This is a genomic window from Chitinophaga hostae, assembly GCF_018224885.1.
Taxonomy (GTDB): domain Bacteria; phylum Bacteroidota; class Bacteroidia; order Chitinophagales; family Chitinophagaceae; genus Chitinophaga; species Chitinophaga hostae.
Window position 1 is genome coordinate 148760 of record NZ_JAGTXB010000009.1, and the last position, 13956, is coordinate 162715.

The 13956-nt window shown below is 46.2% G+C and carries 11 protein-coding genes; 6 read left to right on the top strand and 5 right to left on the bottom strand.

What is annotated here, in order from left to right:
- The first annotated feature begins 41 nt into the window (after positions 1-41).
- From KE626_RS19080 to KE626_RS19105, 6 genes are all read left to right on the top strand, one after another.
- Positions 42-521, top strand: coding sequence for a DUF4296 domain-containing protein (locus KE626_RS19080; RefSeq protein ID WP_211974525.1), 480 nt, complete (start codon positions 42-44; stop codon positions 519-521).
- An 18-nt stretch (positions 522-539) separates the two neighbouring features.
- A complete protein-coding gene (locus KE626_RS19085) occupies positions 540-1232 on the top strand; it encodes a CoA transferase subunit A (RefSeq protein WP_211974526.1) in 693 nt (230 codons plus the stop codon).
- Positions 1233-1268: 36 nt separating this feature from the next.
- A complete protein-coding gene (locus KE626_RS19090) occupies positions 1269-1925 on the top strand; it encodes a 3-oxoacid CoA-transferase subunit B (protein WP_249207564.1) in 657 nt (218 codons plus the stop codon).
- A gap of 168 nt (positions 1926-2093) precedes the next feature.
- Entirely contained in the window at positions 2094-3491 is a 1398-nt protein-coding gene (locus KE626_RS19095; protein WP_211974527.1) for a DUF5723 family protein, read from the top strand.
- Between the two features lie 143 nt (positions 3492-3634).
- Positions 3635-4474 (top strand): aminotransferase class IV, encoded by an 840-nt coding sequence (locus KE626_RS19100; protein WP_211974528.1) that lies wholly within the window; start codon positions 3635-3637, stop codon positions 4472-4474.
- 154 nt (positions 4475-4628) lie between these two features.
- Positions 4629-5936 (top strand): cryptochrome/photolyase family protein, encoded by a 1308-nt coding sequence (locus KE626_RS19105; protein WP_211974529.1) that lies wholly within the window; start codon positions 4629-4631, stop codon positions 5934-5936.
- A gap of 100 nt (positions 5937-6036) precedes the next feature.
- Here KE626_RS19105 and KE626_RS19110 read toward each other — a convergent pair whose 3' ends face one another.
- From KE626_RS19110 to KE626_RS19130, 5 genes are all read right to left on the bottom strand, one after another.
- Positions 6037-7188 carry a TlpA disulfide reductase family protein gene (locus KE626_RS19110; RefSeq protein WP_211974530.1) on the bottom strand — a complete coding sequence of 384 codons (1152 nt, stop codon included), beginning with the start codon at positions 7186-7188 and terminating at the stop codon, positions 6037-6039.
- A 5-nt stretch (positions 7189-7193) separates the two neighbouring features.
- Entirely contained in the window at positions 7194-8648 is a 1455-nt protein-coding gene (locus KE626_RS19115; RefSeq protein WP_211974531.1) for a RagB/SusD family nutrient uptake outer membrane protein, read from the bottom strand.
- Positions 8649-8659: 11 nt separating this feature from the next.
- A complete protein-coding gene (locus KE626_RS19120; RefSeq protein ID WP_211974532.1) occupies positions 8660-12109 on the bottom strand; it encodes a SusC/RagA family TonB-linked outer membrane protein in 3450 nt (1149 codons plus the stop codon).
- 100 nt (positions 12110-12209) lie between these two features.
- Positions 12210-13241 (bottom strand): FecR family protein, encoded by a 1032-nt coding sequence (locus KE626_RS19125; protein WP_211974533.1) that lies wholly within the window; start codon positions 13239-13241, stop codon positions 12210-12212.
- A 93-nt stretch (positions 13242-13334) separates the two neighbouring features.
- Positions 13335-13943, bottom strand: coding sequence for an RNA polymerase sigma factor (locus KE626_RS19130; protein WP_211974534.1), 609 nt, complete (start codon positions 13941-13943; stop codon positions 13335-13337).
- Between the last annotated feature and the right edge of the window lie 13 nt (positions 13944-13956).

Below are 13956 nucleotides of genomic sequence, written 5' to 3' on the forward strand. Positions count from 1 at the left end.
AAACTAAAAGCTAACTGCTAAAAGTTATAATGACTAGACCGATGAAGAATTCTTTCGCCCTGGCCTTGTTAGTATTATTTTTATTTGCCTGCGGGGAAGGCGATAAGGTACCCTCAAAGTACCTGTCGAAAGAAACAATGAGCAGTATCCTGGAGGATATGTCTATTGCTGATGCCTATGGTAACGAGCAACAGATGCAGGTTGCCTTTTCTCCCAATTTTGATTCTATCCGCCAGGAAAAGGTGAAGATCTATTACAAACAGATACTGGACCTGCATAAAGTAAGTGTGAAAGCATTTATGGAGAGCTATAAGTATTATGAAAGTCATCCCAGCAGACTGAAAGAAGTATTGCAGCTGGTGCAGGCCGATTTAGCGGCAAAGAAACAGCGGCTGGGTAACCCGGTAGATGAAAACGCCCCATTGCGTTTTCGCATGAAAAGTATTTTTCCTTATGCAGACAGCGTGCTTTTGTTGCCAAAGGCCGATACCACAAAGCCTTTTGTTAAGCGGCAACCTTAATCTATAAAACACCAAAACATGAACAAAGTAGTAGTTAATGCCGACGAAGCCTTGCAGGATATCCGGGATGGATCGGTGCTCATGCTGGGTGGGTTTGGTTTGTGCGGGATTCCCGAAAATTGTATTACAGCACTGGTAAAGAAAGGCGTAAAAGATCTTACCTGTATTTCCAACAATGCGGGAGTAGACGATTTCGGACTGGGCCTGTTATTAAAAACACGGCAGATCCGGAAAATGATGTCATCTTACGTGGGGGAGAATGCAGAATTTGAAAGACAGTTACTGGCCGGTGAGCTGGAGGTAGACCTGATTCCACAGGGAACACTGGCCACGCGTATTCAGATGGCAGGGATGGGTATTCCTGCTTTTTTTACGCCCGCCGGTTATGGAACTGAAATCGCTGAAGGAAAAGAAGTCCGCGAATTCAACGGGAAACCACATTTGATGGAACTGGCGCTGCACGCAGACTATGCGATTGTAAAAGCCTGGAAAGGCGATACGCTGGGGAATCTTGTATTCCGTAAAACCACCAGGAATTTCAGCACTTCCATGGCAAGGGCGGGAAATATTACCATTGCGGAGGTAGAGCACCTGGTACAGCCGGGAGAGCTGGACCCCGACCAGATCCATGTGCCTGGTATTTATGTGCACCGCATTTTCCAGGGTAGTAATTATGAAAAACGGATCGAACGCCGCACGGTAAAGATCTAGTTCATTACATTTTCCACGCTTCAAATTTTACATGTTATGTCGCTCGATAAATATGGCATTGCCAAAAGAATAGCGCAGGAGCTGCAGGATGGTATGTATGTTAACCTGGGTATCGGTATCCCTACCCTGGTTGCCAACTATATTCCCGCCGGTGTTTCCATTATGATGCAGTCTGAAAATGGAATATTGGGCATGGGCCCTTATCCCGCTGCAGAAGATATTGATGCTGACCTGATCAATGCAGGTAAGGAAACCGTTACATTACTGCCTGGTGGCAGCTTTTTTGATTCTGCCGAAAGCTTCGGTATGATCCGCGCCGGTAAAGTAGATCTTACTGTATTGGGTGCTATGGAGGTATCTGATAAAGGAGATATTGCCAACTGGAAAATCCCTGGTAAAATGGTAAAGGGAATGGGAGGGGCGATGGACCTGGTGGCTTCTGCCCGCAATATTATCGTGGCCATGATGCATACCAATCCCAAGGGAGAAAGCAAACTGCTGCCTGCTTGTACGCTGCCGCTTACCGGTGTGAATTGCGTAAAGAAAATTGTTACTGAACTGGCGGTGCTGGATGTAACCCCCGAAGGCTTTAAGCTGTTGGAGCGCGCACCCGGTGTAAGTGTGGAGGAAATACGTTCCAAAACAGCCGGTAAACTAATCATAGAAGGTGATATTCCGGAGATGAATATCTGATTGGATAATTACGTATATACGTACCCGTGCCCTGCTTTCCTTACCGGAAAGACAGGGCATTTTTTATAGTAGTCGCTTTTATACTATATAAATAATTTAAATATTTATTTATTTTGCATGCTTTAAATGTTAATCTCGTTAGTTTATTCCTAACCTATAATAGTCACTATGAAAAGGATTTCTACATTCCTGCTGTTGTCATGCTGCGCCATATATACGCAGGCGCAGGAATTGCCGGGTTTTCGCACCAGTAATTATGCAGGCGTAACCAGCGTGCACGCCAATCCGGCCAATATAGCCGACAGCCGTTATCGCTGGGATGTGAATTTGTTTGCGGTAAATGCGGGCGTTTCCAATAACCAGTTAAAGTACAGGCTGGGCGATGTGGGTACTGCATTTGGAGAAGACACTATCAAGAGCCAGCTGTTTGGCCAGAACAAAGGTCTTACGAAAGCATTGGTAAATGTAGGCGTGATGCTGCCATCTGCCATGTTTAATGTGCGTAAGTTTTCTTTTGCCTTTACCTCCCGGGTGCGTGTAGTTGCCAATGTTACAGACCTGGACGGTAAACTGACCGACAAGATCATCAATGACCTGTCGTCTAACACTAACCTGCCTTATAACATGGCATCCAACGAAAATATGCGGATAGCTGTTAACGCCTGGGCCGAGTACGGTGTATCTGTAGCCCGTGAAGTATTGGCAGTGGGGCCACATTACCTGAAAGCCGGCGTTACCCTGAAATACCTGTCGGGTGCAGGAAACGGCACTATCAATATCGACCGGCTCCATGCCACTATGGATGTTGACAAAGGACAGCAGGATGCTTACCTCACCAATGCTTCCGGGAAAATAGGGATGAACTTTGCCGGTGTAAATATCTCCGATTTTGATGCTGCAGATGCGCTCGAATTCTCAGGACATGGCGTAGGTGCTGAATTAGGCGCAGTATATGAATACCGCCCGGAAAGTGAAAATCTCACCGGTAATGGGTTTAACAAATATAAATTCCGTTTGGGTGTTGCACTTATGGATATCGGTAAGATAAAATATGAGCGGGATGTAACCCGCAGCGGTACATTTACCATTGGTATCCCGGCTGGTCAGCAGTTTTCACTTAAGAACCTGGATGGTATAAAGCTGGACAATTACAAAACGGAGCTGGGCAAATATCCGCAGTATTTTAAGCCCGCTGCAGATAACAACAGTGCTTCCTATTCGGTGAGTTTGCCCACTACTTTACAGGTGGATGGTGATTATCACATTCATCACGCCTTCTATGTAAATATGAATGTGCAGGTAGCGTTAGCCGGTGGAGAAAAGAAACCCTATAATGCACAGTATTACAGCGGTTTCAGTGTTACGCCCCGTTATGATGGCAGAATATTCGGCGTTTTCCTGCCTGTGAGCTATAATGGATTATCTAAATTAAATGCCGGCGCCAGCTTCCGTGTAGGTCCGCTGTTCCTGGGTTCAGGCAGCGTATTAACCGCTTTGCTGGGATCATCTCATCAGCTGGATGGCTTTGTAGGGGTGCGCTTCGGCGGCTTACAAAAACATAAATAACCGGGATACCGGGATTTCCGGATCGTGATTACAACAGATATGTGGTTTCGGTATACATACATTGTTGACACAAAATCCGGAAATCCCAGAATTCCGAAATCGCTAAATAATTGGTACCTTTCAACTTGCTAAATTAGTTCGAGGTGCAAGTTGGATTTCTTTGTTACAACGGTAAATACATTCCTGCGACTGACCCGATATTTACTGCGGATAATCGTTCTTTCAGATACGGGGATGGATTTTTTGAAACCCTGAAGGTATACCAGGGAAATGTATTACTGGCAGACCTGCATTTTGAGCGGTTACTGGCCAGCTTACACCTGCTGCATTTTGACATTCCCACCTATTTTACCAAAGCATTTTTTGTTAAACAGATCACTGAACTTTGCAGTAAAAATAATGTATCGCATATGGCGAGGGTACGGTTGGCAATATTCCGCTCTGATGGTGGTTTATATGACCCTGTTAATAACCTGCCCAATTATATTATTCAATCCTGGGAGTTAAGTAAAACGGTACTGGAGCTAAATCAAAACGGACTGGTACTGGATATATTTCCGGATGTGAAAAAAAGCTGTGATAAATTATCTTCCATCAAATCCAATAACTGTTTGCCCTATGTGATGGCAGCGATGTACGCTAAACAGCACCGGTTAAATGAAGCTATTTTGCTGAATCAGTATGGCCGTGTGGCAGACAGTACCATCGCTAATTTGTTTATTGTACGTGATAAAATACTTTATACGCCACCACTCTCGGAAGGTGGTGTATGTGGCGTGATGCGCAAGTATTTGCTGCGCGCGGAACTGCCTTTTAAAGTGCAAGAGAAACCACTCGATATTGACGACCTCGAAAATGCGGATGAAATATTTTTAACCAATGCGATATACGGTATCCGTTGGGTAGGTCTTTTCCGCGACAACAGCTACGGTAATGCAACCGCCGCTATTTTACACGAAGTGCTGCATGAAGGGATGCTGTGAACCAGCTGTTAGCTTTTAGCTGTTAGCTTTTAGGGAAATGCAGCGAAGAACAGTATTTTGCCAAAGCAGCGAAGAATAGCATTTTGAATAGTGGTTTATCGGATGCGGCGAAGAACGGCATTTTGTCGGGAGCTGTAAGAAATTTTTTTTCGGGATGAAACAAAAAGTAAGTTTTTGCTGGCTTCGCCGTGATTTGCGGCTGGATGACCAGGCAGCATTATATTATGCTTTACGTGCAGGAATACCGGTAGTGCCGGTATTTGTTTTTGATACGCATATACTGGATGATCTGGAAGATAAACAGGATCGCCGGGTTACCTTTATTCATGAGGTGTTGGAAGAAATGCAGCAACAACTGATCAAAAAGGGCAGCTCGCTGGATATATACTATGGCACACCGGAAGCGGCTTTTATACATTGGACCTCGAAGTACAATGTAGCTGCAGTATATGCAAATCACGATTACGAACCATATGCCCGTCAACGGGATGAGGCCATAGGAAGGCAGCTGACAGCTAAAGGCACATCTTTTCATACCTATAAAGACCAGGTAATACTGGAGAAGAACGAAGTGCTGAAAGATAACGGTCAACCATATACGATATTTACACCGTACAGCAAACGCTGGTATGATACGCTTACCTTCTTTCATCTCAAACCTTACCCGTGTAATAAATATACGGATCACTTGTATCAGCAGCCGCCTGTGAAAATTCCATCGCTCAAAGAAATGGGGTTTACTACCGGCGAAAAACATTTTCCATCTAAGGCACTACAGGCAGCATTGATAAAACATTATGATGAAACCCGTGATTTTCCTGCACTGGATGGTACTTCCAGGTTGGGGATTCATCTGCGGTTTGGCACTGTAAGTATCCGGGCGCTGATGCAGCAGGCTATGCAGCTGAATGCCACGTTTGCAAAAGAGCTGATATGGCGGGAATTTTACCAGATGATTCTCTGGCACTTTCCGCATGTAGTAGGAAATGCTTTTAAGCGGGAATATGATAAGATCATCTGGCGCAATAATGAGGAAGAGTTTGAGCGTTGGTGTAAGGGCCAAACAGGCTACCCTATTGTAGATGCAGGCATGCGGGAATTGAATGTTACCGGCTATATGCATAACCGCGTACGTATGATCACCGCCAGTTTTTTGACCAAACATTTGCTGATCGACTGGCGTTGGGGAGAAGCTTATTTTGCGGCGAAGCTGCTGGATTACGACCTGGCTGCTAACAATGGTGGCTGGCAGTGGGCGGCGGGCTCCGGTTGTGATGCCGCGCCTTATTTCCGCGTGTTTAATCCTACGCTGCAAACGCAGAAATTTGATAAGGACTTAAAGTACATACGCAAATGGGTGCCGGAATTCGAAGGGGTGGAATATGTGAAGCCGGTAGTGCTGCATGAGGTAGCGCGCAAACGTGCGTTGGAAGTATATGGAAAAGCATTGCGGAAAGCATAAGGCATAAAGCCGAAAGCAAAAAGCTATGAAGCGGATAACAAGTTAATCATCTGTTTCAATAGCTTTTTGCTTTCGGCTTTATGCCTTATGCTTACAGGAATTAGTTTCCTAACACTTCTTTCAGTTTTTTATCCATTGCCTCATGTTCTTCTCCGCCACCGCCATAGCGGGCAATGATGATGCCTTTCGGATCAATGAGGATTTGGGTGGGTAAGGAATGAATGCCAAAATGATCGCTGGTATCGTCAGGGTTAGGCAGGTTTTTCATACGCTTTTCCATATCCAGTCCGCGCAGTACATGTTTCCATACACCTATTCCATCTTTTTCTACTGCCTTTTTCCACGCATCATGATTACGGTCGTCATCGGAGATGCTGATAATTTCAAAACCTTTGTCTTTATATTGTTTGTATAGTTCCAGCAGGTGTGGATTACCTGCGCGGCAGGGAACGCACCAGCTGGCCCAGAAATCGAGCAATACATATTTACCCCGGAAATCGGCCAGCGCCAGTGGTTGTCCGTTGATATCCTTTTTGCTGAAATTAAATGCAGTGCTGCCAGGTGAGCCGTCTTCCAGCTGTTTGATTTCTTTGGCAATCTGTTGTCCGTCTTTGCTTTGTTTTAACGCCGTATTTAAACCGTTGAAATAGTATTTGGCAGAATCCAGCGACATACTACCTACTTCGAAGCGCATGAGGTAAAGGCTGAGAAACGCGTCGTGGTGTTCACGTATAAATTTCCTCGACAACCGGCTGTTGGTTTCGAAATAAGGTGCCAGTTGCTCGCGGATGGCAGCTGATTTTTCATGGTCTTTTTCGTTGCGCAATGCTTCCAGCAAAGGTTTGTATTGCGCGGTAGCTGCTTCTTTTTCTTTTTCCAGTCGCATATTGTCTTCATTGCTCACAGAACCTTTCAGAACGGTGGTGCTCAGGTCGCCGTTTTGTACGGTGATGGTCATGGCCTTGGGTTCCAGGAAGAGATAGGCCTGTTCTTTTCTGTCGCCGCTAAGACCCTTACTTAATGCTGCGGAAAATACGCCGGGCGTAGTTTGTGGCAATGTGCCCTCAAATTTGAACCGGCCATTAATTACTGCTGCGCTATCTGTCACATATTTTTCACCGTTGTTGTACTGTAAATAGTACCTGGCCGGAGCCTGGCCGGTAACGGTGCCGGATATACTGAATTTTTGCTGTGCGGTAGCCAATTGCGCTATGGCTAACGGTAACGATAGTACGCTGATTATTTTTTTCATAGAAACTATTGTTCGTTTTGTGTAAGATTAGGATTGAGTGTTATTTCTTCCTGCGGGATACGCAGCAATATTTTCGGGCTGTTGGCAGGGATAGTCATAGGACCGCTGCTGGCGGATGTATAGTTTCTTACCATGGGAAGTCCATTCCTGAAGTAGTCGAACCCGTTGTGGCCCTCGAAAGATAATTCCAGCCTGCGTTGCAGCATTATTTCATCAAACAGGGCCTGACCGGAAAGGTTTACGGAAGCAAGACCTGCCCGGTTACGGATGATGTTGAGATCAGCGAGCGCAGCATCATTTTTACCCAGTTTGACATTGGCTTCCGCCCGGTTCAGGTATACCTCTGCCAGCCGGATATACCGGAAGGGAGATTTGCTGTAGATGGCGGTATACTTGTACATATATTTCACCGTAGCGATGCTGTCGTTTTCATAGCCGGGTGTTACGTTAGCAACGTAATGTGCAGTACGCAGGTCCGTTTTTGAAATCCGGGTAAGGAGATCGGCCGAAGGACGGTAGTAACCGCCCGTATAATTGATTTGCGGAGGGAAAGCATACTGCATACTGATAGATGCATTGCCGAAGTCCATATTGGCCGCAAAAATATCCTCTTTGTTGGCAGCATTGCTGCTGTTGTAATAAGCCCGGTATTCATTGTCTTTCAGCAGGGCAAATTTATTACTGTTAATCACCTGGTCAGCATATTTTACTACCTGTTGATTAGCCGTTGCGTCAGGTTGCTGAAAGGTGCCACCCATATAGAGATACACGCGCGACAATAATGCGGCGGCGCTCAGTTTCCCGGCGAAGCTATTCGATTTTTCCTGGTTGAATAAGGGTATCGCCGTTTCCAGGTCAGCAACAATCCGTGCATATACCTCTTTGGTAGTGGCCCTTGCCGGTTTATAATCTGTGCTGTTGGCTGCCGTGGTGATCAGCATTACACCGGGTGTATTGGCCGCTTCCTGGTAGTAGGGTTTTGCATAAAAACGGATCAGGTTAAAATATACAAATGCCCTTATAAACAATGCTTCTGCTTTCGCCTGTAATACCGCGGGACGTTGTTCGTCTTTCTGGACATTATCGAGCAATTTGTTGGCATGCAGAATGGTAAAGTAACTGCCTCTCCACAGGTAATAGGTCCAGCTGTGATCTTTATCAGGGGCGTTCAGGTAATCGAAGGCATTGCTGTATCGGTTAGGCCCGAGATCATTGGACCGGATGTTGTTTCCATGTGCTTCAGCGAGAAACATGGTAATATCGCCATAACCGAAAGCGCTGTTTTCCATGGCAACGCCGGTGGTGATCATGGGATAGAGGCCCAGCGCGGCCTGCCCAAATCCTTCCGGCGTACTGAACTGTGCGTCTTCGTTGGTGACGTTATGCGGTCGCAGTGCGTCCAGTTGTTTATTGCAGGCGCTTAATGCGATCAGGCCGGCTATGATGATGATGCGTTTCATTTTTCAGTAGTTTAGAAGGTAACATTAAGACCGGCGGTGATACGTCTTGGATTGGCGTTTCCTATTCCTACGCCGCCATAAGCAGTAGAGGTTCCGATGGATGCACCTTCGGGGTCAGCTCCTACGTAGTCTTTGTGTTTGATCACGAATACATTGTCCATACTCACGAATACGCCTGCACGCTGTGCATGGATCTTTGTCAGCGTTCTTTTGGCAAGGTCATATCCCAGCCTGATATTACGCATCCTGATATGACTCGCATTTCCGAAGATGAGAGAAGAGCGGCTGTCAAATGCCCGCCAGGCATCCATTTTGCTGCTGTATACATCCGGGTAGTTGGCGTTTTTATCGCCTGGTTGCTGCCATACCTTCTGACTCGATTGCCAGTTCACATTATTTCTGCCCAGGAAAGGTGCGGTGGGTGACTGGAAATTGTTGATGAGGTTCATAGCGGTGTAGTTACCTACCTGGAACCACATTTCTGCACTCAGGGAAAATTGCTTGTAGGTAAATGTATTGGTAAACCCACCGAAAAATTTCGGTGTTGCGGAACCCACGGCCTGGTAATTTCTGACATTGGCAAAATCGCCGACACCTTCTACCACTTGTTTCTTTCCTGCTGCATCAAAGTTTTCGAAGAGTGGCGCACCGTTATCCGGATTTACGCCTACATACCGGATGGCTTTTATAACGTTGAGATCTTCTCCTTTATAGCGGTAATAAGCACGGTTGTAGTTGTCGAGGAGAGAATCGCCGTATAACTGCTGTATGGTGTTTTTATTGAAGCTGATGTTCAGGTTGGTGGTCCAGCTGAAATCCCGTGTGTCTATGTTGCGGGTGTTCAGCATCAGTTCTAATCCTTTATTCATCACTTCTCCCACGTTTTGATATTGCTGGAAGGATCCCTGGGCAGAGCCTACAAACACCTGCTGCAGCAAATTTTTGCTGCGTTTGGCATAGAGATCCGCCGACAGCTCAATGCGTTTCCATAAACTGATGTCTATTCCTGCTGTATTATTAACGGTGGTTTCCCAGCTGATATCAGGGTTTTCCAGTTGAGTAATAGCAGAGCCGATATTGTTGACATTATCATAGGTGTAGTTGCTGGCGGCAGCATAGAGTGTCTGGTTCAGGTAACCGTCGCCTACATCTCTTCCGGAGGTACCGTGTACTATTCTGAGCTTCAGCACATCTATGCCTTTAACATCTGCCAGAAAAGCTTCTTTGTTGATCATCCATCCGGCGCTTACTGCATAGAAGGTACCATATCGTTTATTGCGCCCGAAGTTGGTAAACGCGTCCGTACGAAGAGAGGCTGCAGCATAATACTTGGCGAGATAATTATAGTTTAGTTCGCTGAAGGCGGAGAAACTGGCTCTTTCTGTAAAGGAGCCGCTTGGACGGTATGGTAAGTTATAAGCTACGTTGATAGCACCCCCCAAATTTTTAGCGGCGCCCATATTTCTTTCGCCAGGCAGCAGGTTGTACATGTCTGTGCTGTTGGCTTCGTTGGTACGTTTAGCCCATTCCGTTCCTGCCAGGAAGTTCAGGCTATGGGAGCCGAACTGTTTGGAGGCGCTGAGGGTATTGGTAGAGGTATAATTAAAGAAACGGGTATCTGCAATGGTAAGGGTACCATTGGGAAGTGCCGCGCCAGGTTGAAAAAGATAAGGGTAGCCGCCATATTTTCCGGAGAAGCTCCGGGGATCGAGGTAAGAGTTTCGGTGTGTGTTGATATAATCGATGGTATTCACCGTTTTAAGGCTTAACCAGGGCAATACGTGGTAGCTGAGCCAGATGGTGCCGGTGAAATGTTGATTGTCTGTAACAGCCGTATTATCGTATTTCTTTTCAGCCAGAAAATTCTGTGACCAGGTGTTGTAAGGCACACCGAAATTGCTGGATTGTTTTACCTGGATACTATCGGCCATGGAACCATCAGCATTATAAGGCGTTACAAATGGTTGTGTTGAATAGAGCGCCGGTACGCCGTTGCGGGTGATAGTTCTATCAATGATGGCACTGGTATTGAGTCCTGCGGAAACTTTTTTCGAGAGAATCTGTACCAGGTTTAACCGGAGATTGCGGCGGTCGAAGGTATTGCCATAGTTAATTCCTTTTTCCTTATACCAGTCCACACCCGCGTATACGGTAGTTTTGTCGTTGCCGCTGTTAAGCCCCAGGCTTATATCAGAGAAGCTGCCATCATCGAACACAGCCTTTTCCCAATCGAAATTTTTTGATTTATCATCATCGTTATAAATTCTTCTTTGCTGGATGAATGCCGCTGCGGTAGGAAATTGTTGTTGTAAGATGGGCGTTTCTTCCCATTTGCGTTGCATGACTTTATCCATCAATGCAATAGTTTCCGAAGTATTCATCATGCGGATGGCACGATTTTGTTTAATGGCGCCATACCGGGTGTCGAGCGTTACGTGTACGCCGCTGTTATAGGCCGCTTTTTTCGTGGTGACTACAATTACGCCCTGGGCTGCACGGGAGCCGTAGATCGCTGTAGAGGCGGCGTCTTTCAGGATGGTAATGCTTTCTATATCCGCAGGACTTACCACATCCTGCAGATTTTGTGAGTTGGAAATAACGCCATCGATAACGATCAATGGTCCGAAGTAAGCGCTCGTGCCGGATGGGAGTGATGATTCCCCGCGCAGCAACACCTGGCCTTTAGCGCCGGCATCGGCTGAGGGTTCCACGATATACATACCAGTGGTTTTGGCCTTCAGCATGGAAAGCACATTCGCTGAAGATACGGAACTGCGCAGTTGTTCACCGGAAACGCGTTGTACAGCGCCGGTTAGTTCTGCCGCTTGTTTGTTGGTATATCCCATTACTACTACGCCGCCAAGACTGGTTGCATCATCTTCCAGTGCGATGCGGTTGTCGTTGCCGGAGATCGTTTGTGTTTTGGGGCGGTAGCCAACGCTGCTGATGAGTATCGGCTGTCCAATTTCTGCCGGTACTATGAATACGCCGTTAGCATCTGTAACAGCGCCTTTGCCGGTGATAATATTGCGCACAGTAGTACCGGGCAGCGGTTGGTTTTTCCGGTCTGTTACCACGCCTTTTACCATCAGCGCCGGTTTAGCTGCGGTGGTGGAATAAATGGAGGGGGAAACGCCGATCATATTACCGCTTACGCGGAACAGCAAACCGGAAGGCAGTTGCAGTTCTTCCAGCAATTCCCTGATGTTTCTTGCCCTGGAAGGAAGGGTAATACGCTTTGCGGGTAAAGTACCTGCGGAGTAGAAAAATTTTACCTGGTAGGTGGCTTCGATTTTACGAAAAGTTTCGCTGATGGAAACGTCCTGCAATACAATTACTTTTTTCTGTTGAGCGTATGAATGTGTACTCGCAAGTAATGATATTAACAACACCAAAACTGGGAACTGCCATTTTATTGCAGTGCTTAAAGGCACACGGAGGCGCGCATAATTAAAAGTCATGCATCTGATTTTTAAAATGTAATGGTTGATATGGTCACTGCAGGCGCCGGCAGCCTGCTGGTGATCCCGATTTCAGCGATTTTGGTGGAAACGCTTTTTATTAAAATTGAATTGTTACTTTATCCGGTTGTATTTGAAAACTACATCCGGCTGTGAAACAAAAAATGTTCAGTACTTTTTCAAGTTTATCGTTGTCGAAGGCTCCCGAGAACCGTTTAGCATTTAACAGATTTCCTTTTAATTCGAATGGTATGCCATACCAGTTTTCGAGTTGTGTAACGACTTCCCTGGCGCTGGCATTATTGAAAACAAGCTTCCCTGCTTTCCAGGTATGTACGGCAACAGTATCGAAAGTGTGCCGGGTAAGTTGCCGGGCCTTTTCATCCCATTTGGCCTGTTCTCCCGGTGTAAGTGTAACCGGGTTGGTACGGCCGGCTGTTTCGCTTACTTTTACTTTACCGCTTAATAAGGAAACCGTTGACTGTGTTTCGTATGGGTATGCTTTTACCAGGAAAGAGGTGCCCAGTACCGTCGTCTGGATTTGCTTACTGGTTACCACGAAAGGATCGTCGGTATTTCCTGTTACATCGAACAGGGCGGCGCCTTTTACGAGTTCTACCTGCCGGTGTTTATGGCTGTAGTCAGAAGGTATTCTTACGGTGGTATTGGCATTAAGGATGACCGCCGATCCATCCGGTAAGGTCAGCATTTTACGTTGACCCCAGTCGCTGGAATATTCCTGGAAGGTAACAGGAATAGTGTCCGGCTGCATTTTTTTCCAGAGCAGGGTCGCCCCTCCCAGTAATAAAACGGCCGCGGCTACACGCCAGGTATAGTATTTCCAGCTGATTCGTTTTACCGGTGCGCCGGCTTTTACTGCCTGCTGCAGCCTGTTCAACTGTATGGCTTTATCCTGCTGAGCTTCGCCGGTGTTGATGTTGTAATACAATTCTACTGCAGCGGCCACCCTGTCTTTTATTTCAGGATGCGCGGCGATATAGTTTTCCCATTTCGCAACAGCTCCGTCGTTGTTACGCCGTATATATTGCAGAAAGGTATCGTCGAGTAACAGATCTAATTCTGTCAGGTCCATTGGCAGCATTCCCCATCCATTTTTAAAGTAGAGCGACAATCGTTTCCTTTTTACCGGGTATTGTCCGGTAAATATTCAGATTTTGATATTTTCTATTTTAAGCTTTCTTTCTTGAAAAAAATCTAAGGGAATTTATAAGGGAAGTAGTAACAACAGCATTCTCAAATTCAGGTTACCTGATTTCAGATCCTGTTCCAATGATTGTTTGAGGGATTTGAGTGCCTCGTACAGCTGATTATATACGGAGCGGTGTGTGAGTCCTGTAATATCGGTTATTTCGTCGTAATTCCTGCCCTCATAGAAGCGCAGGTTGATGAGTTCTTTTTGTCTTGGACTAAGCCGGGCGATGGCGTCCTGTATGCGTTTGATGGCGTCGGTATGGAGCTGTTGGCGCAGCAGCAGCTGTTCGGGAGAGGGCGTGTCGCTACCGGGTTCCTGTTCCAGCCATAACGACAATAAACCATTGTCTTTTTTCTCCTGCTGCAAATGCAACAGGAGTTTGCGTTTGAAGGAGGTGATAATATAGCTCCGTACGTTTGTTACATCGCCAAGGCCTTCTTTCTTTTCCCATAAATAAAGAAATACCTGTTGGATACAATCCTTCACTGGTTCGCTCCTGGCGCATATTTTCAGGCCCAGGAAGAGGAGCAGGTGATAATATTGATCATACAATGTATATAAGGCCTGCTCTTCACCTTGCCGGAACCTGTTCCACAGGTTTGTATCCTTGTTTTCGACCATATTGTAACAAAAG